14 protein-coding genes are annotated in these 19,583 nt (G+C 67.4%); 2 read left to right on the top strand and 12 right to left on the bottom strand.

The window, feature by feature from the left end; translation table 11 throughout:
* Window positions 1–38: 38 nt before the first annotated feature.
* A complete protein-coding gene (locus JF290_RS03110) occupies window positions 39–959 on the top strand; it encodes a DMT family transporter (protein WP_199023293.1) in 921 nt (306 codons plus the stop codon).
* Here JF290_RS03110 and JF290_RS03105 read toward each other — a convergent pair.
* Window positions 944–1,564 carry a glutathione S-transferase family protein gene (locus JF290_RS03105; protein WP_199023292.1) on the bottom strand — a complete coding sequence of 207 codons (621 nt, stop codon included), beginning with the start codon at window positions 1,562–1,564 and terminating at the stop codon, window positions 944–946. The two genes, JF290_RS03110 and JF290_RS03105, sit on opposite strands and share 16 nt — an antisense overlap.
* 176 nt (window positions 1,565–1,740) lie before the next feature.
* Between JF290_RS03105 and JF290_RS03100 the strand changes: the two genes are divergently transcribed.
* Complete coding sequence (locus JF290_RS03100) at window positions 1,741–1,950, top strand: SHOCT domain-containing protein (RefSeq protein WP_199023291.1); 210 nt, start codon at window positions 1,741–1,743, stop codon at window positions 1,948–1,950.
* A 68-nt stretch (window positions 1,951–2,018) separates the two neighbouring features.
* Here JF290_RS03100 and JF290_RS03095 read toward each other — a convergent pair whose 3' ends face one another.
* The 11 genes from JF290_RS03095 to JF290_RS03045 all read right to left on the bottom strand — a co-directional run bounded on the left by JF290_RS03095 (window position 2,019) and on the right by JF290_RS03045 (window position 19,497).
* The gene (locus JF290_RS03095; RefSeq protein WP_233155118.1) at window positions 2,019–3,353 is read right to left on the bottom strand and encodes a peptidoglycan-binding domain-containing protein; all 1,335 of its coding nucleotides are present in this window, start codon (window positions 3,351–3,353) and stop codon (window positions 2,019–2,021) included.
* A 202-nt stretch (window positions 3,354–3,555) separates the two neighbouring features.
* Window positions 3,556–5,118 (bottom strand): formylglycine-generating enzyme family protein, encoded by a 1,563-nt coding sequence (locus JF290_RS03090; RefSeq protein ID WP_199023289.1) that lies wholly within the window; start codon window positions 5,116–5,118, stop codon window positions 3,556–3,558.
* Window positions 5,115–6,311: an ABC transporter permease family protein gene (locus JF290_RS03085; RefSeq protein ID WP_199023288.1), complete on the bottom strand. Its 1,197-nt coding sequence runs from the start codon at window positions 6,309–6,311 to the stop codon at window positions 5,115–5,117. The genes JF290_RS03090 and JF290_RS03085 overlap by 4 nt, the downstream gene beginning before the upstream one ends.
* Window positions 6,305–7,030 (bottom strand): ABC transporter ATP-binding protein, encoded by a 726-nt coding sequence (locus JF290_RS03080; RefSeq protein ID WP_199023287.1) that lies wholly within the window; start codon window positions 7,028–7,030, stop codon window positions 6,305–6,307. The genes JF290_RS03085 and JF290_RS03080 overlap by 7 nt, the downstream gene beginning before the upstream one ends.
* Before the next feature lie 6 nt (window positions 7,031–7,036).
* Window positions 7,037–8,986 carry a vWA domain-containing protein gene (locus JF290_RS03075; protein ID WP_233155117.1) on the bottom strand — a complete coding sequence of 650 codons (1,950 nt, stop codon included), beginning with the start codon at window positions 8,984–8,986 and terminating at the stop codon, window positions 7,037–7,039.
* On the bottom strand, window positions 8,964–9,980 hold the full coding sequence (locus JF290_RS03070; protein WP_199023286.1) for a hypothetical protein: 1,017 nt from the start codon (window positions 9,978–9,980) through the stop codon (window positions 8,964–8,966). The genes JF290_RS03075 and JF290_RS03070 overlap by 23 nt, the downstream gene beginning before the upstream one ends.
* Entirely contained in the window at window positions 9,977–12,646 is a 2,670-nt protein-coding gene (locus tag JF290_RS03065) for a virulence factor SrfC family protein (RefSeq protein WP_199023285.1), read from the bottom strand. The genes JF290_RS03070 and JF290_RS03065 overlap by 4 nt, the downstream gene beginning before the upstream one ends.
* A gap of 13 nt (window positions 12,647–12,659) precedes the next feature.
* Complete coding sequence (locus tag JF290_RS03060; RefSeq protein WP_199023284.1) at window positions 12,660–15,740, bottom strand: virulence factor SrfB; 3,081 nt, start codon at window positions 15,738–15,740, stop codon at window positions 12,660–12,662.
* A gap of 5 nt (window positions 15,741–15,745) precedes the next feature.
* Complete coding sequence (locus tag JF290_RS03055) at window positions 15,746–17,068, bottom strand: hypothetical protein (RefSeq protein ID WP_199023283.1); 1,323 nt, start codon at window positions 17,066–17,068, stop codon at window positions 15,746–15,748.
* A gap of 9 nt (window positions 17,069–17,077) precedes the next feature.
* Window positions 17,078–18,814, bottom strand: coding sequence for a trypsin-like peptidase domain-containing protein (locus JF290_RS03050; RefSeq protein WP_199023282.1), 1,737 nt, complete (start codon window positions 18,812–18,814; stop codon window positions 17,078–17,080).
* A gap of 5 nt (window positions 18,815–18,819) precedes the next feature.
* Entirely contained in the window at window positions 18,820–19,497 is a 678-nt protein-coding gene (locus JF290_RS03045; RefSeq protein ID WP_199023281.1) for a hypothetical protein, read from the bottom strand.
* Between the last annotated feature and the right edge of the window lie 86 nt (window positions 19,498–19,583).

Raw genomic sequence — 19,583 nt, 5'->3', positions numbered from 1 at the left:
AGTTTGCTCGGAACACCGCCTGCGCGCACAGAGGTCTCATGTCCGCACCCTTCGCCGAACTCCGCCACAGGCTGCTGTCCCTGTGGAACCTGCAGACGCCCGTGTTGCGCGGCAGCATTCTGATGTGCCTGTCGACGCTTGCCTTTTCGGTCATGCATGTCTCGGTGCGCTCCGTCTCGGCCGAACTCGATCCCTTCCAGATCGCCTTCTTTCGCAACCTGTTCGGCCTCGCGTTCCTGATCCCCTTGCTTCTGGGCAATGGCTGGGCCCAGATGCGCACCACACGGCTGGGCCTGCACGCGTTGCGCGGGCTGGTCAACATCGCGGCGATGCTGATGTTCTTCACCGCCGTTGCGACAACCCCGCTCGCCAAGGTCACGGCGCTCAGCTTCACAGCGCCGATCTTCGCCGCCTGCCTGTCGGTGCTGGTGCTGGGCGAACGGTTCCGTCTGCATCGGTGGCTGGCGATCCTCTTCGGGTTCGCCGGCATGCTGATCATCCTGCGCCCGGGTCTCGCGATCGTCGAGCCGGGGGCGCTGCTGGTCCTCGGCTCGGCGGCGCTCTGGTCAACGGCGATGATCATGATCAAGATCCTGTCCCGCACCGACAGCAGCATCGCCATCGTCGCCTGGATGGGCATCTTCCTGTGCCTGTTTTCCATCGGACCCGCGCTGATGGTCTGGCAGCCCCCCTCACCCGGCGCGTGGCTCTGGCTGGTCTTCATCGGGTTTTCGGGGTCGATCGCGCAGGTCTCGCTGAGCCAGGCGCTGAAGGAGACCGACCCGACGGCGATTCTACCGCTCGACTTTCTCAAGCTGATCTGGACGGCCCTTCTCGCCGCCTGGCTCTTCGGCGAGATCCCCGACATCTACACGTGGATCGGCGCAGGCGTGATCTTCACCTCGGGTCTCTACATCGCCCGGCGCGAGCGGCGCAGCGCGCGTCAGGCGAACGCGTAGTCGCCGCCACGTTCCAGAGCACGCTTGAAGGCCGGGCGCTCATGCATCTCCGTCACGAAATCCTCCAGCCGGGGATGTCGGTCGCCGCGGCCCTGTCGCACCGCGACCTCGGCGGGGAAACTCATCATGATGTCGACAGCCGACAACGCGTCGCCCACGAAATGGCCCGAAGGCCGCAACATCTGTTCCATGTAGTCGAAATGGCTCGACAGTTGGTGTTCGATCCGCGGACCAAGCGGTGGCCCCGCCGCCCCGAGGCGTCCGACATAGAGCGCCAGCAGGATCGGCGTCATCGCCGAACCTTCGGCGAAGTGCATCAGTTCCTGGTGGGTGATCCAGTCGTCGGTGCCGCGCTCGGGGATCATGTCGGGCGCATAGCGCGCGCAAAGATACTCGACGATCGCGCCACTTTCCACGATCAGCCGTCCATCATCCTCGATCATCGGCGATTTCCCCAACGGATGCACCTTCAGCAACTCCGGCGGCGCGAGGTTCGTTTCATGGTCACGCTGGTAGGACTTGATCTCATAGTCGCGGCCCAGTTCCTCGAGTAGCCAGAGAATGCGTTGGGAACGGGAATTGTTCAGATGATGTACGGTCAGCATGGCGTGTTTCCTCTGTGACGGTCGCAGCAAGGCTGACCGGTTTCGCGCTCGATGGCCAGAGTGACGTCGGGACCGGCCAAGGAGAGTGGACGGCCGCCCCGCAAGCCGCCCGGGCGGTTGACGGGCACGTCGCTTCCGATAGAGATATGGAACCGGAATACCCGAAAGGACAGAGAATGACCCGTATCTTCGTCGGAGGCCTGCTCGCCGTCTCGCTCGCCATTGTCAGTGGCTGCGGACATGGCAGCAACAGATCGACAACAAACGTGACGACGACAACCACGGGTCAGGAACTGACCGACCTCAAGGCCGCCTTGGATGCCGGCGCCATTTCTCCCGATGAATACGAGAAAAAGCGCAAGGCCATTCTGAAACGAAAGGAATAGGTCTGGCGAGAGACCCAGCGCCACGGCCCGGTGCGATCACGCACCGGGCATTCCGGTCAGCAAGAGCGTCAGTTATTCGACGGCGCCGGGAAGACCGGCAAAGCCGCGGCCGCGTTTGACGAAGGGCTGTTGCCGCCCTGCATGGCCGCGTTCAAAACCGCAACGCGATCCGAAGACTGGCCCAGAACCGCCGTACCACCGGCGGCCAGCGAATCCGTTGCCATCTTCATCCAGGCGCCCGACTGCTGCGCGGACGCCGCCGTGGTGCCGAAGCCCTCGCGCATGTGATGACTGACCATCTCGGCATAGCCCGTCTGACCCGCGCCTGCCAACAGGACGGCCGAGGCCAGTGCCATTTCGGCGTTGTCGCTGCGATAGCCCACGCCCAAGCAGACCTTGCCGCCAGACACAAGCTGATCCATCGGACGGCCGGAGCCTTGCAGGAAGGCCGCAGTCTTGGAGACGACCTGGTCCGGGCTTTCGCTGTTCAGCGACGCCACATAGGGCGCGATGGCCTGCGCAAGCCCTTCGCACTGCTGCGCAAGCTGCGCATCCGTGGTGTTCGGGATGGTCGAGATGATCGACGTGCTTTCGGCCGTCGCATGGGTGCGCGCAAGGCAGAACTGTTCGTTCAGCGCGAATTCGGCATCGGTGACACGCGCCGCCGTGGTGATGCCACCGTTGGCCGCCGTGAGCACGTTGATTTCGCTGCAATGGTCGTTCACCGATTTGGACACCGTTCCGAAGTTGAACTCGGGCAGACCACCGGTATTCGCGCGCGCGGTGACCGGCTCGGGCTGCGTCGCCGCCGGCGCGGGCTGCGCCACGGGGGCGGGCGCCGGTTGCGGGACCGGAACCGGCGCCGGGGCGGCGGCGCGCTGCACGCCCGGTGTCGGCTGGTTCGGCGTGGCGATCCCAAGCTGTTCGTTGCGATAGGTGCGCAGAAGACCGTTATAGCCCTGCGCGGCGACGATCTGGTTGTAGGGCGGCACAGATGAACTCGCCAAGGCCCGCTGGTAGCTGCCCAGAAGGAATTCGCTCTCGTGCGGGTCGAGATACCCGTCGGGCTGGAATCCCATCTCGGCCTGGTAGCGCGAGATGCCGGCACGGCTCTTGCGGCCGAGCGCGCCGTCGACAGTGCCGACATTGTATCCGAAGTAGTTCAACGCGGTCTGAACCTGACGGTTCTCGGCCCGCTGTGCGGAAGAAATACCGCTCGAGCGAGTGGTGCGCTGCGTCGTCGTGCGCTGGCGCTGCTTGTTCTTGTTGACCTCGTTGACGATGATGCCGCCCAGCAGCAATCCACCCACCAGCGCGGCCGCATCATTCGCCTGCGCGCGCCCCGCCTGAACCGCGATCAGGCTGGCCGCCACCAGGCTCGTACAAATCTTTCGTGCAAACATTTTTCAAACCTCACCCAAGACTGTTGCCGTGCGCCACCCGACCGGGTTTTGGACAACAAGGCGCAACATGCCAATAGCGCAACTATACCAGCCCACCATCCGTTCGTATAGGAGTCAAGGTTTTCAGCCCGGCGTGGCAGGGCCGAGGCGGCGGTATGGCGCGAATGTGAACGTTGCGCCCTGACGCGGCACGCACGGCCGATCACCGAAGCGCGAGGTCCAAAAGCCGCTCTGGCGAGCCATCCGGCCGTGTCTCGTACTCGGTCAGGTCGGTCCAGAAACGGTCGAGCATGGCGAGGATCTGGTCGCGTCCGGACAGCGACAGCTCCTCGCGCAATACGGTATAGGCGATGTCGCGATCTGCGGGCTCGATGTCGGTGCTCAGCGTTTCCAGGGCTGCAAGGAAAGACAGCAGGTAGGTGGATTGCACCTCGCGCATCTGGCCGATCTCTGTGACGTGCCGGTCGACCTGCCGGGCATAGACCGGGCTGTTGTTGCCGGCGCGCTGAAGATCGACCAGCATCCTGATGTTGCCGGCCTTGTCCTCGATATCCCGCGCGTTCTCGACGAGCGATTCCACGAAAACCGCCCCCGCCAGCAGCGTGGCCCGGGCGGATTGCTGAAGCGCCGTTTGTGCCTCGTCCCGCGACCGGCGCAGCTCCAGCTTCAGCCCGTCGAGCGCCGCCTTGCGCCGCGGATCGATCTCGGCCTCGATCAGCCCGGTCAGCAGCGCGACCGGATCGGCCTGCCCGTCCGCGCCCGCATCGCTCCCGGCCAGGGCCAGCCAGCGGTCGCGGATCTCGCGCAGGCGCGCATCCGACGTGGCGATGTGGCTGCCGATCACCAGCCGCAGGCCAAACGTTTCAGACCGGAGCGGCGCGCCGGTGCTGCGCTCGATCGGCGGATATTCCGTCCGCTGTGCGCTATAGATCTGATCGGCGCTCGACAGGATCGAGCCGCCGCGCGTGACAAGGCCGCCGACCTGACCTCCCGCACGCCCGACCGCGTTCAGGCGGAACGGCTCCAGCATCAACTCCTCGGCGTTGCCATAGATGTCGAACAGACCCAGCGGGTTCGCCCGTCGCACCCCCACAGGACCCAACCGTCCGCGCGAGGAACCGGACTGATACTGCGCATAATCCGCCAGATCCCCTGTGCCGAAGAAGGTCAAACCGGCGAACTCTGTCGCGTCGATCCGTGCTCCGCCACGCGCTGCGTATTCCCACTCGGCCTCGGTCGGCAGGCGCAGGAAACCCAAAGCTTCCCCTGCGCGCGGCAGCATGTCGGGCGCCTCGCGATACAGCCATTCGGTGTAGGTCTGCGCCAGCGTCACGGCGTCAAGCCACCCAAGCCCGCCCTTCGCCAGCCGGTCCGTGCGGCTGGGCGGGTCGCACACTCCCTGCAGCACGCGATACTGCCCCTCGGTCAGTTCGTAGCGCGCAATAAAGTAGTGCGTTGTGCCATCCGCGCTGTCCGCGAAGGGCCCGCGCAGGAAGACCGGGCGCAAGTAGTCGGAGTAGCCGCTCTGGTCCAGCGACTGCCCCAACCGGACTCGGCGATCGGCCAGCGGGTCGGCGGCATCGACCGGTACCGTGACTTTCTGAAACGCCATCGCGGCGCCGCAGGGCATCGGCAGCATCAGATCGGCAGGCGCGTCCACGTGCGCCGGGTCCGTCAGGTCGAGCGGCCAGGCGGGGGGCTCCTCCTCGGCGGCAGCCACGCTTGCGAGGCCGAGTGCAATGGCGGCGCACGCGGACCGCATCATGCACCCTCCCGCAGCACGCTGGCCGGATCGAGCCGCTGCACCGACCAGGCCGCCACCGCCGCGGCCCCCAACACCAACATCAGCACCGCGCCGCAGATCGCAAGCGCCTGTGGCCAGGTGATGATCGCCAGCGGCGCGCCGTCGGGCAACCCCTGCCCGAACAGCGCCGCGGCCGCCTGCCCCGCGACGGCATAGAGCAGAAAGGACAGGACCAGACCCGCCAGCGCAGTCACCAACGCCTGAACCATGGGAAACAGCGCCAGACGCCGACCCGACACGCCCAGAAGCGCGATCCCGGCGAGCACCAGCTTCTTGCGCCCCACGTCCGACCAGAACCCCAGCACCAGAGCCGCCCCCAGCCCCAGCGCCGCCAGCACGGTCGTCAGGCCGAGCGCCAGGTCGAGCTTGCGTCCGAGGCCCAGCAATGCCTCGACGTCGCGCGTGCGGGCCGAGGTGGCGACGCCCAGATGCTGCTCGAGACGGGTTTGCAACCCGGCAAGGTTCTCCAGGCGGTCGACATAGACCCGCACTCCCTCGTAGGACACCACCCGCTGCGACAGGTCGCGGGTTCCCTGAATGCCATACTCGGGCAAGCTGTAGGATTCATAGTAGGCCTCGATCAGATCGAGCATCTGGAAATGTGCCAGAACCGTTCGGCCCGAAACAGCCGCCTCCGGCAGCACATGGCCCACGCGCACCGGCAGGACCAACTGGCGCGGCCGCCCCTCGGCCTGGCTGATCAGCTGAACCTCGGCGCCTTCGGACAGGTCAAGCTGCGCGGCCAATTGCGCGCTGATCGCCACGGCATCCGGCGCCAGCGTGGCGCCCGTGGGCAAGGTCGGATCGCCTGCGCCCGACGGCAGCACCAAGGCCGGCCGCATCCGCCGGCCATCGACGGCGCGCACGTTCATGTAGTCGAATTGCCCGCGCACCTTGGGCGTCATGAAGACGATCTCGGGCCAGTCACGCAGCGCCGCGATTTCGGCCTCGGAGAACGCGGCATTGCCCCGCGTGTCGATCTGCCGGTTCGCCGGATCGGCCAGCATCTCGCCGATCAACGCGGAGTAGACGCCGTTCTTGACCCCGAACAGGACCAGCAGGGGCACCAGTATGCCGATCATCACGGCGATGTTGCAGAACAGGAAGAACCGGTCGCGCACCAGGTCGCGCAGGGCCAGGTGCACGATCAGCATGGACATGCTTCCGGCCGGCTGACGATCTCCCCGGCCTCGCTGCGCGTGTTCAGCTGAAGGCGCGGAATGCCGAAACGGGCGATCCGGTCGAGATCGTGCGAAGACAGGATGACGCCCGAGCCGTGCGCACGGGCGGTCTGCAGCAGCAGCTCGAGCACCCGGTCGGCGCTGTCGCTGTCGAGCGCGGCGGTCGGCTCGTCCGCGATCACGAAAGGCGGGCGGTGCGCCAATGCGCGGGCGATCGCGGCGCGCTGGCGCTGGCCGATCGACAGCGCCCCGGGCAGAAGCGCGGCCACGTCGGACAGGCCCAGCGTCTGGATCAGGTCGCGACACCATCCGGCATCCTCGCAGGCGTTCAGACGCTGCGGCAGCGCGACATTCTCGGCAACGCTCAGGAACGGCAGCAGGCCGCCGGTCTGTGGCACGAAACCGAACATCCGGCCCCGCACCCGCGCCAGATCCGCGTTACGCACCCCCAATGCCCAGAGCCCGCCGAGGTCGATGGCATCCGGTCCGGCCCAGCGATACCGCGTGCCGGCGCCGGGTTTGCGCAACAGCCCGAGCAGCTCCAGAAGCAACGTCTTGCCCGATCCGCTCGCCCCGGTCAGCGCGACCGCCCTACCCGGTTCCAAAGCCAGGTCATCGACCCGCAGTCGGAACACCCGGTCGCCATCGCGCAGGGTCACCTCGGCATCGTTCAGGAACAGGCCGTTCTGCATCGCGGATCAGGGCAGGACGTCGAACGGCATGGCAAAGACATGTTCGCCATCCGGCGCGTCGTCATAGAGTGGCGTCCAGACCTCGGGGTCGAGCAGCCATTTGCGGTATTGCACCAGCTTCTGGCGCATCCCGTCCAGGATCGCGCGGCGGTTCATCGCGCTCTGCGCCCAGCGGTCTTCGGTGGTCAGCATGAGCTGGCTCTCGTAGGGAAGATCCTCGAGGAACTCGAGCGCCCCGCCAAGGGTGTCGCTGGTGGTGTCGATCAGCCGGTCGGGGTTCTGCGCCATTCGCGCCACCACGTCGCGCACCTGCGAAAAGAAGGTCGCCGCGTCCTCGGCTCCGCGGCTCTGCTCGCCCAGCGTGGTCAGTTCGCCCAGCAGATCGGCCATGGTCGCCATCTCGTTGCGGGTGACCAGAAGACGCGGTTCGATCGCGGTCTTGGCCGGGTTCTCGATGGCCTTCTCCGACACCCAGCCTTCGATCACGTCCGGTGCCTGGGTGCCCTTCTGCCGGCCAAGGTAGGCGAGTTGCAACGCGAGCCCCAGGTTCACCAGCTCGTCCCCGGTCTCTTCCGGGCTCAGCACGCGCTGTTCGTTGCGGGCCACGCGGATCACATCGGTCAACGCCGTCACCAGCCGCGTCACCGTGACCTGGAACGCTTCGGGAGAACCGTTTTCGATGCCGTAATAGAACGTATCGCCATGAAAGCGGGACAGGTCTCGGTACTGACTGGCGGCATAGGCGTGCTGGGCCTCGCCACCCGCGGGTGTCTGCAGGTGCAGCGTCATCACCGCAACGCCCTTGTCCTGCGCGTTGCGTTGCAATTCCTTGGCGCCGATCTGCGAGCGGGCGTTCGGATCGCGCACGTCCTTTGGGCCGGCATCGGTGATCAGGATCACGATCCGCGCGTCGAAAGGATCGGCGCCGCCATTGGTCCAGTCGGTCAGGTCGATCGCGTCCTCGACGCCGGCAAGGCTGTCCTCGTTGAAGCCCGGAGAGTTGGCCGAAGCGACCCGCGTGGCAGCCCGGATCGTCGCCACCACCTGCGACTGGTCGGCACGGCGCTGCAGCGGCAGCAGCGTCCGCGTGCGGTATTCGAGCCCCGGCGCTGCATCCGTATTGTCGCGAAACGCCACGACGCCGAACTGCACGCGGTCGCCAAGGTCCGTGCCCTGCAGATCGCGCACGATGGTTTCCACCGCGCTCTGCGTGCGCTGGATGTAAGGGTCCATCGAGCGGGTCGTGTCGAAGACGAAGACGATTCCGGCGTCGAAGTCACCGGTTCCGGCGGGCGCAGGTGATTCCTCGTCGCGCAATGGCACCGACGCCACTTTCATCAGCAAGTTGGATTCATAGTTCAGCGGATGCAGATCCTGCGCGAAATCGAGGATCGGCATAAGGTAAAGCTGCTCGACCACGTTGACAAAGTCCTCGGGTTCGGCGGCGACGATACCGCGCTCGTCGGGCACCTCGCCGCTTTCGACTTCCTGCAGGATCTGCGCCTGCATGTCGCGCAGCGCTTCATGTTCCATCAGGTCGCGCAGCTGTTCCTCGGTCCCGAACATGACCTGCCGCTCGCGGCCTGCGCGGTTGGTGAAGGCCGCAACGATGTTCTGCTTCCACTGCACGACCGATCCCGCCGGCACCCAACCGGTCGGTCCGCCCGAGATCGAGGGGCCGACCTGGTACCAGCCGGTCTGAACACCGTAGACATAGAGCGGCTGAAATGCCGGATAGCCGCGCGTGGCGGCGGCATCGGGCGACGGGTGATGCATGGCGCCGGGACGGGTCAGGACGCGCTGATAGACGGTCTCCCGCCCCTCCACCAGAAGCGGCCGCTCGGCGGTCTGTGCCTGCGCCTCGCTGGCAGGCAGGCCCGTCGCCAGGGAAAAACCGGCCACGGCGATCAGAACCGACCTTCGCAGGCAGTCGCTATTCAACACAGAAATCATCATGGGCCCCCTTGGCCAAGGTTGCATCGGACCGGGCAAGTCGTGTGCAGGTTGCGGCTTTCGGCCCTGCCGCCTCGGCTGCGCCCGCGCGCAACGCCCGGTCGTAATACTCCACCGCTTTCGCCGGATCATCTTCGAATGTCAGCCCGATCACGTCCTCGATCCGCGCATCGAGCGTTTCGCCGTCATAGAGCGTTCCGAACAGGAGCAGCGCCGCGCCGTCATTGCGCGCTGCCGCATCCTCGACAAGACGCAGGGCAGTGTCGGGGCCGACCGCTGTGCCGCAGTCGCGGAGGGCCTCCGCCGTCACCGGGAATCCGCCCGACAGGGCCGACAAGTTCGCGAAACTGCAGGGATCGCTCTCGGGAACCGGCGGCGGAGGCGCCTGTCCCTGATCACCGCTTTCTGGCCAGAAATACCACGCGATGCCGGCTGCGAGCGCGACCAGCAGCAGCGCCAGCGGCAGAAGCACGCTGCCCTTGCGCGACTGTACGGCCGCTTCCTCGGGCACCGGTGCAGACTCTGGTTCGGGCGGTGCCTGTGGCGGCTCCACCGGTGGCGCCTTGCCGACCAACCGCTCCGGTCCGGGCGGCGCCTCCTTGCGCGCCACCGTCTGCAGGCTCCCCAGCACGGCGGCCCCGGCGCGTGGCGGCACGGTATCGGGCCAGGTCACGTCATAGGGGTGACCCGAAACCACCAGCCGAAGCGGCGCGTATTCCTCGATCTTGTTGACGATCTCGGGACCGATCCGCACCCAATCCGCGCCATCGTGCCGATGCACCTCGTAGGGTCCGAATTCGACCCGGTCGGACTGCCAGTTCGCATCGCCCACTTCGATCCGGTCTCCCAGCATCTCGGATGTCGCCAGCCACCGTTCGCCAAAGGCATCGAACACCGCCACAGTGGCGGTCGGCTCCGTCAGGGTGCCCTCGGGCAGTTCGAGAAACGCAAACCCTCCCGCGGGTTCCTGGGGGTCCGGGTGGACGAACAGGCTCATGCGGCCGCCTGGCCCGCCAGGGCCGCGAGGATCTGCCCGAGGCGCATGTTCTGCTCGATATCGATTTCGCCGCCGACCCCGTCCTTGGCGTTGGCGACGAAGACCGCGTCGAGCGCGAAGACCCAATCGGTCCACATCTGTTCGGCGAACGCCAGCGGTTGCGCCGGAAGATCATCGACGCTGTCCGCGGCGGGCGGGCGGTCGAAAATGGCGCGACCGCCGCCTTCGGCGGTCTGCACCTGCGGACGCGCCTCGGGAGGAAGCTCCAGCATCCCCAGCGTCGTGACGAAGCCATTGATCGCCTCGGCCCCGAGAATGGAGGCCGGTTGCGCCTGTTTTTCGACGTTCAGACCGAAATTGACCTCTTCCAGTGCCTTGGCGGTTCGCGGCCCCAGCCGGGTGCGCCGTGCGGCATGAATCAGCTCGGCGACAAGATCGCCGCTGGTGCTGTCGCCCATGCCAAGCGCGCGACGCCGCGCCGCATCGTCCCGGAACGCCTTGAGCCGCTCGATCCAGGTCTCGATCGCCGTTTCCGCCTGGAACTGTTCCAGTGTCATGGTCCTGATATCGGCCGCCGGGGTCTCGGCTTCGGCCGCAGGCGTCGGTGTGGGACGATCCGGGCGTATCGGGCGGGTCGGCCGGCCCGGGCGTTGCAGCGCCGGAGCGTCCGGCGCGCGCAGGACCGCGTCGCCGGTGGCCGCGCTGACGGCGCTTGTGATCCGGATCGAACTGGGCACCCGGGCAATGCGGCCCTCGATCTCGTCCTGGTCCACCATCAGGGCCGCCAGAACCGCGCCGAAGCGATGGCGCGCCAGCGCCTGTTCCAGGTCGTCGATCACCCTCGCGACCGCCTCCTGCTTTTCGCTGATCCGCGCCTCGACATCATCCGAGACATGGAACGGGTCGATCGCCTGCTTCAGGTCGGCCCGCGCCTGGTCGAGCTGGGCCGCAATCTGGCGCAGCTTGCTGTCGGGCCTGCAGACCCGGGCCAGCGCCTGGGTCAGGTAACTGACCCCGCCGTCGTTCAGGTTCAGCGCCGCGTCCCAGGCCGCGCCGGGATCGGCGAAGTGGCGCTGGACCGCCGGCGAGGACAGGCAGCCGGCGCGCAGTTCGGCCATGCGCGATTGTTTCTCGGGACGGATGCGAAGCTCGCGCTTCTGCTCGTCATATTCCATCAGCCCGTCGACATAGAAATTCGGATTGCGCAGCCAGAAACAGTTGTCGAAGGGGTGACCGGAGGTCCATTCGTTGACCCAGTCATCGCTGCCGCGGCCGAACTTCTCCAGAAGCGACGCGTTCATCCGGCGCTCGAAGCGGGTCTCGTCGCCGCCTTCTGCCGCCGAATCCCCGAGATGCTTGTCGAACTTGGTCAGCACGACGAACAGCACGCAATCGGTTTGCGCACGCAGGTCGGGCGTCGCGCCATGGGTCTTGGCGATCCAGTTCTGAACCAGCCCGGGCAGGTCGACCGTCTCCATGTTGCTGTCCGGCAGGCAGAGCAGCATGGACGTGATTTCCTGGTTCTGCACGTAGCGGTCGAAGAGATAGGCGACCTTGCCGCGCAACAGCAGCTCCGGCAGCATCGCCTCGCCTCCGCCGGCGAAGGCCTTGCCCAGATCCTGTTCGAACCGGTTGCGCGCACCGGGGAAATCCAGCAGGTCGGTGTCCGCGAAGATCGGCGACGGCAGCGTCTGCATCGGCAGAACCAGCTCGGCCGCCAGCCCGCAGATCACCGACCGGGGCAGTTGCACCGGCGCGCCCGAAGCGGTCCGCACCGCAAGCGGCGTGCCGTCCGCCCCACCTCCCAGGGTCTTGACATCGATGATGGAGGCCTCGCGCGGCACCAGTGCGTCGAGCCCGGCAAAAACCTCCTCTGGGTGTCCCAGGGCGTCGAGCGCCGCGGCCATGCGCACGTAGAGATCGGAGAAGGGTTGATGCCAACCCCAGAGGATCGCGAGAAAGGCGGCGCGGTCCGCACCGCTTAACGCCGGGGCGATGGTGGCCGCTTCCTCCCAGAACGGGCGCAGGGCGGAGGAATAGGCCTCGCGCCCGAAGGCGGTTTCGAAATACTCGCCGATCTCGTGCACGTCGTCTTCGTCGAGCCCCGGCCGCACCGCGCCGGTCCGGGCCTTGAACGCGTCCAGGTGAGCCGCGATCTCGCCCGGCTCGGGGCTGGGCTCTCTGCGGTCGCCATCCATGAAGAAGCTGTTGACCAGCGTGCGGATGATGTCCGCCTCGCTCAGCAGCGTCAGCCGCACCGGGTGACCTTCGGGAGTCGGAAAGCGATCCATCGTGAAGCGCGTGACGAGCCCGGTGCTCTCGCCCTCGCCCTCGGGGTTGATCTCGCGGATGTAGTCCAGCGCCCGCGCGCCGCCGCCGAACTCGGCGACCAGCGGGCCATCCTCGGGCCGCGCGAGGACCGAGACGAGGAAGGACTTGCCCGCCTGGCTGGGGCCGAACACGCTGACCGACATCCGCGTCCGCGCCGCCCGCGCCAGCCGCCGCGCACGACGACCGCCACGGCGCATGGTCTGAACAAGGGACTTGCTTTCGGCGCCGACAAGGTCGGAATTGTCCGGATCCTCGATCCAGGCCCGCGCGCGGCGCGCGAGGTCCGCCACCTCTTCGCAGTCGCTGGCCAGCTTGTCCTGTTCCGTCGCCGTCATTCCCGCGTCCCTCCTAGAGCCTGAACAGGCCCGTATCGATCCAGTAGTCGTCCGCAAAGCCCAGCGTGTGCAAGCGCAGATCGACCTCGCTCGCCTTCATCGGCGTGCCCTCGCTGTCCTCGAGTTCGCTCACCACGAAGGCCTCGCGCATCGCTTCGCGCCTCAGTGCGGTCTCGCTGGTCTCGCGATCCGGGTCGCCATCGAACTCGGTGCGTTCGAACGTCACCCGCAACGGCGCGCGCGCCTGTGCCGCGTGGGTCGCGAAATCCAGCCGGTAGAGCGGCGTCGTCGTCCAGCGTTCCAGCGGCAACTGGCGCGCCCCCAGGTAAACCGGCGTGTACATGGTGATCTGCCCGACCAGATCGCTCTCGGACTTGCGGGCATCCAGATCGACATCGGCGAACAGCACCCGCTCGGCCATGATCTGTCCCGAGGTGTCCATCTCGCCGATGTAGCGCGCCGTCGATTGCATCCGGAAGGCGCTGGTCATCACCTTGAAGTTGGGAATCCGGCTTTCGGACAGCGCGATCAGCATCCCGCCTACCGCGACCGTCGATTTCGGGTCGCCGATGCGTTGCGTGACCGGATCGCGGAACGGGTACCAGCGCCCGGTCTTGTAGCTGTGCATCGAGATCAGCCGATGCGGCGGCACCACCAGCATTTCCTCGAGAATGGCGCGCACCGCCGGCAGGCGCGAGGGCCGCCCGGTCAGCAGCACCACGTCGACGCCCAGATGCGCGATCACCTCGGCCAGGTTGCTTAGCGCCTTCTGGAACACCTCGCGCGCGATCGCATCCACGTCCTCTCGGCTGAAGGTCAGGCTGACATCGGCCAGGCGGAACGCGGGCGCGCCCAGATCGCGGGCGGCATCCTCGATATAGGCGATCAACGCTTCGGGAATGTCGGTCTCGGACTCGCCCTCGCTGTCGATCGCCAGCACCTCGCGGATCGGCAGGCTCAGCGGTTCGAACTCGCCCGCCGTCTCGCAGGCCTTGAGGATCGCGACAGACAGCGGCATCAGCAACCGCAGCGCGAACTGACGCCGTTTCTGCACGCTCTGCTGGTCGAGCCCGCCGATATCGCCGGCGAAAAGCTCGCGCAGCTTCTCGCCCACGAAGCGCCCGCCCGCCTGCTCGATGGCTTCCTGCAGACCGGGCAGGATCACCGCGGCGATCACCCGTTGCAGCATGTCGTCGCCGGCAACGCGAAAACCCTCGCGAAAGGTCTGGCGCGGCACCAGCATCCGGCCCGCTTCGGCCCAGAAGGTCGTGACCATCAGGTCAGTCGTGCCGCCGCCGATGTCGATGCAGGCCAGGCGCAGCGACGGTGTCGCCGGGCCGTCCGGCTCCGTCGCGCGCGGGCGTCCCTTGAGCGACAGGAACCGGTCGATCCGCCCATCGAACTTCTGGGTGAGCTCCGAATAGAGATAGACAAGCTGCGTCGCGCTCGCCTCGTCCCATTCAACCACCAGTTCGGGCATCCGCGAGATGCTGCTTTCGCCGTCCTTCAGCCCCATCATCGCCCAGACCAGCGCCAGCGCGCCCTTCGCCTTGGAGCGGATGATCGCCTGTTCCTGCGCCGTCGTCGCGGTCGGCAGGGTCAGGATGATCCGGTCAAGCCGGCGTGGCAATTCCGATTGCGGCCGCCGGGCGCGGCTTGCCGGGGCGTTCACCTGGATCAGGGCATGGGCGATGGTTTCGGCCAGCATGAACCCGAAGAGCGAAGCGCGCGAGAAACGCGGCCGGATCGCCGGCGTCTTGGAGGTCTTGCCCCGCGGGCGCAGCTTGTCTTTCTCGTCGGCTTCGATCTGCTCCAGAACATCGCCCGCCTCGTTCAGATAGCGCATCGCGGCCCGCAGTGATTTCGGCAGATTGTTCGGATCGGCGTGATGGTGAAACCGCCAGTCCTGCGCCACCGGCGTATCGTCCCACAGGTAACGCTTGGGACTGCTGAGGCCCGAGGCGGTCTCCGTACCCTCCTCCGAGGCAACCAGCCGCAACGCTTCCGGTCCGATCCGCACGAAGCTGGGCCACAGGAACCCGTTGCGCCGGCCTGACCGGCTGGCGTGGCGTTCATCACCCATGCGGTGCTCGGAGAACTCGACCCGGCTTTCGAAGAGGCCGCTGTAGTGCAGCTCCGGCCGCGAGAGATCGCGCACTTCCAGCGGGAAGGAACGCGCCAGGTCCAGCCGCGACTCTCCGGGGAAGCGCTCGATCAGGATCCCGCAGGTGCGCGAATTCCCGACATCCAGCACCAGCTCGACCTCGACCGGCGCGACGCTGTCCCGGGCGCTGACGGTGTTGGCGAAGCGCAGCTTGGGCACGTGGACCGCATGATCGATCAGCCGCAGATACGCGAGGTAGCGCGCCCAGTGCTCGAACTTGTGCGGCAGATCCTCCTTGGTGATCCGCCGGCCCGGCCGTTCGGCGCGCTTGTAGGCCATGAACGTGTCTTCCAGCCAGTCCGACACCCATTTCTGCAGGTCGAGCATCTCGCCCTGGCTGTCCGGTTCAAGGCGGCGCAGGAACCAGTCCATGTTGGCCGGGTCCGACACGAAGCGGAAATCGCGCGCCTGCTCGGCGTCGCTGCGTTCGGGGCCGACATATTGAAAGCTCTGATCGGTGTCCATCAGGGCGGTGTCGAGCGCCAGTTGCACCCGGTGCGTGTGTCCGGTGACCGGATCGGGTTCCTCCAGTTCGACGGTCCGGATCCGCGCCCAGCTCGACGGGCCGGGATCGAACCGCTCCTCGCCGCCCGCGCCCCGGTCGTTCTTGACCCGTAGTACCGGCACCGGCATCCACTTGGACAGGAACGGCTCCAGCGCCGCCACCGGGCGGACGGAGTATTCATCATCGCTCGGTCCCGCGCCCTCTTCGATCGCCGCATCGCTCTCCGGGTCGCCCGTCAGCGGCATCAGCGCCCATTCCTCGGCCGCCGCCGTGCCCCCGACGATGCGTTCGACGAACCGCGCGTTCTTGAGGTCAACCGCATCGAGCCGGAACCCGAAGTCCAGGATCTGGGTGCCCGAATACGGCACCAGCGTGACCTCGTCGCGCCAATCCACCAGTTGCGCCAGATGTTGAGACGTCTGCATCCTGCCTACCTTGAAATGCTTATGTTTACCGCCCATTCCGGCGCGTTGTCACCGACCTTACCAGAATAGGTCTGGCTGCGGCCATCCTGTCGCAGAACGTGCAGGGTCACCGTCTTGTCTCCGACCGTGCGATTGCCCTTGAGCAGCGCACGCACCTGGTAGACCCCCTCGATCACCTCGTCGAACACCACGTTCTCGACCGGATCGGTCACCGCCTCGGCACGGCGCACGTTGGCGTCCAGGTCATAGATGCCGTTGCAGTCGCTGCGGTTGGAATGGCTGAGCACCTGCCCGGTCGGGCACGCGACCGTCAGGTCGATATCGTCGGTGGTTGACCAGGACAGCGCGAAATTCAGCTCTCCACGCCGCGCCCCCCGTTCGACCAACTGCCGCCCGACCGCCTCGGGCGTCAGGCTGGTGTCGTCCTGCGGCGCGGGTGCGGGCGCGGCACCCGGAGCCGGAAAGGCCGGCAGGTTCGGCTGGGCGGGTGCCTCGGGGGCCGTCTCGCCCGGCGTCGCGGGCAGGATCGGGATCGTCGGCTGGCAGGAGCGGTCCAGCAGGGTGAGTTCGCGCCGCAGCCTTGCGATCTCGTCCTCAATCACCGCCCGCTCGCCCGGGATTGCCGAAACCGCCTCCTCGGGCGCCGGGCAAAAGATCAGCCGGCCGCCGTTCAGCCCGCAGGGCGCGATGACGAGGTAAAGAATGAAAGCCAGCAGGGCCGCCAGCAGAAGCCAGCCGAGCAGGATCAGCCACCACCACGCCGCCGAGCCGCCGCGCGACTCGTCCGATCCGCCGTCCGTGGCCTGCCCCGTCGACGCGCCCTGTGCGGTCGGCGCAACCGGGCGCGGGACCATCGCGGTCAGGACACCGCGCACCGATTGCTGCGCGTCGCGCAACCACGCCCAATGAGCCAGAACCGGCTGCAGAGCGCCGGCCTCGTCGCGCAGGGCGAAGACCATCGTCTCGTCGGGCACCTCGATCGCGTTGCGCAGCGCTTCGGACAGGCGCTGGTCCTGCGCGTCATCGCTGGCGGCCAGCGTGTCGGCCTCGGCCCGGATGTCGGCCACAAGGCGGCCCAGGCGGTCGCGCAGCACGGCCTGCTCGTCCTCGGGCAAGTCGGGCAACGCCACCGGCTCGCCCGGCAAGGCTGCATACCAGTCGATCCGGTCCCCGTGGTCCGTCGCCACCGGCTCTGCGAACAGCGTCGCATGCTCCGGACCGAGCGTCGCAGCGACCGTGCCGGTCACCAGTTCGAACGAGCGTTGCGCCGCTGTGCCCAGCGGGCGCAGCCCCTCGGTCGACGTGCTGACGAGCGGACCCCTTGCCATTGCCGCGCCCTACTCCGCCGCCGCCGGCGCGGCTTGCGCCCGCAGCACCACCGGTTCGCAGACCGAGCTGTCGACCGAGGGCGCAACCCCGGTGCCGTTCAGGAAGGCCATCAGGTCGCCCGATGTCAGCGCAAAGCCCCGGTTCTGGAGCTTTCCCTGCCGCACGAAAGTATTCACCCCGACCAACCGTCCGCACATGTCGATCAGCGGCCCGCCGGAATTGCCACCGGACAGCGCGGCGGAATGCATGAGCGCGTTGGTCTCCGGCCCCATCTTCTGCTCGGTATTGATGATCCCGTCCGTCACCGTCAGGCCGGGCACCGCACTCAGGTCGCCGCTCAGCAGCGCCCGGTAGTTGACATCCGTCGCCAGAACGTCGCCGGGATAGCCCGCCGCGACCACGTTGGTCAGCTTGAGAGACTGGCCCGGCAGATGGACCGGGAACGTCGGAATCGTGGTCGCCTCGATCCGCAGCAGCGCGAAATCTCCTCCCGCCTCAAGCAGCGGGCCCTGCACCTTGAGCACCTCGGCCAGTTGCGGTTCCGCGAGGCCGGCCCCGATCACCAGAAGACGCCCCCCCGCCGATTGCGCCGGTTCGATCACGTGCTGGTTGGTGACGATCATTCCCGGCGCGACCGAAAAGCCCGATCCGGTCGTGACCGTGCCCGCCCCGGTCATCGCCAGAACCATCACCGTGCGCGCCTCGATATGCGACAGCAGCGACCCCTCGCCCGAGGGGCTGTCATCCGGCACCACCACGCGGGCCGGACTGTTGGGCAGCAACGCGTCGGGGGCCGCGGTGGCCTTGCGTTCGGGCGCGACTCCGACCGCGGGTGGCAGCACTCCCTCGGGCGTGCGCCCGTTCGGCAGAACCAGAACACCGTCGGGGCGGCACATCGCGCCGTCGAGCGCCGCCTGCAACGCGTCCCGGCGGGCGCGCAGACTGTCGTTCAGATCCCGCGCCGCCTGCAATGTGGCCGCATCGGTGATCGCGGGGGGCGATGCCCAGGCGTTGAAGATCCGCGTCCCCGGCATCAGCAGCCACGCCAGACTCCCGCCGGCCAGCAGCAACAGAACCAGCAAGGGCACCCAGGCGATCGGCGAGATCACCCTTTCACGTGCCACCACCCGGGCTGCGCCTTCGGATGCGGCAGCCTCGGCGGGTCGGACCGACCCCGCGACGGCACCGGCGGCGACCGTTGCGCCCGTGGCCTCCGCCGCTCCGACCGGACGGCGCGGCGCAGCACTTGCCGGCGCGAGCGTCAGGAATCGTCCGAGCGTGGCGTCGAAATGCGCAGGCCTGCTGCCCACGTTGGCACCATGGCCGCCCGGCACCAGCCCCCAGTTCACGATCACCGGGCGTGTGCCGACCACCAGCACGTCATCCTGCCCGTAGACACTCAATGCGCCCAGCGCCAGTTCGGCCGTGTCCGGATTTTCGGTCAGAGCGCGCAAGGGACGCAGGTGGTCACCCAGATACCGCTCGACGCTGTCCCGCTCCCCGGACGACAGGCTGGCCAGGGGGCGCGGATCGCCGGAAAGCTCCGTGTACCAGGACACGGTCGGCGGTGCCGTGTCGTTGCCCCGGCTGATCAGCGGTTCCGCGAATAGCGCCGCCACCTCGGGCCCAGCGCGTTCGGTCAGCAGGTCGCGCAGCGCGGCGTGCTGTTCCAGCACCGGCGCCTGTCCCGCCAGGACGAAATCCTCCGGCGCGATCCCGATCTTGGACAGAAAATGGTCAGCCATCGCCGTTATCTCCCGGCCCGGCGCAAGGTGGCAGCGCCGCGGCCTCTGGTTTCGGGTTGATACGTGTCGCAATTCGCGGTGCCGCGCGCATCCAGGGTGCAGGTGACGTCCCGGCGAAAGATCGACGATCCGTTGTCGCATTGCAGGTTGCCGGGTTCGCGCATCGTCAGCGTCCCGTTGCCACGCATCCGCCCGGTGAGCGTGCCGTTGCAGCGCACCCCGTCGGTCGAACGCATCTGCTCGGTGCCATTGCCATTCGCATCGAAACAGATGCGCCAATAGCGAAAGCGAGTGATCCGTCCCGAGTTGATGTCGCGCACCGCGTAATCCGAGGACAGCTGCCAGCACCCCTCCATCACCGAGATGTCGTCGCCATCGAAGGCATCGGGCGCAAGTCCGCTGGGCGTTTCCGGTTCCGGCGGCGGTGGCGGGGGCGGGGGTGGAGGCGGAGGTGGCGGATCGGCCTTGCAGACCAGCCCGCCCAGTTCGTTTTCCAGCCCGCCGATGCGCGCCGCGAGATCGGCGTTGGCATCGTGCAACCGGTCTTCCTCGGCCCGCGCCCGTGCCAGCGCATCCGGCTCGCAGAAACTGATGAGAGTCCCGGTGAAAGGCAGGCGTACTCCGCAGGATTGCAGCAGCAGCGCCACCGACATGCCGATGGCTGCGACCAGACACACGGCCATGAGTGTTACCGCAAATCGCATCCTACGCCGACTTTTACCTTTTCCCTGACCGCGAGCGGCCCGCGAGCGGACGCCCGCGTCCGGTC

It is taken from the genome of Sedimentitalea arenosa (assembly GCF_016428585.1).
In the GTDB taxonomy this organism is placed as follows: Bacteria; Pseudomonadota; Alphaproteobacteria; order Rhodobacterales; family Rhodobacteraceae; genus Sedimentitalea; species Sedimentitalea arenosa.
The sequence above is the reverse complement of the archived record's forward strand: the minus strand, read 5'-3'. Positions and strand labels throughout refer to the sequence as shown.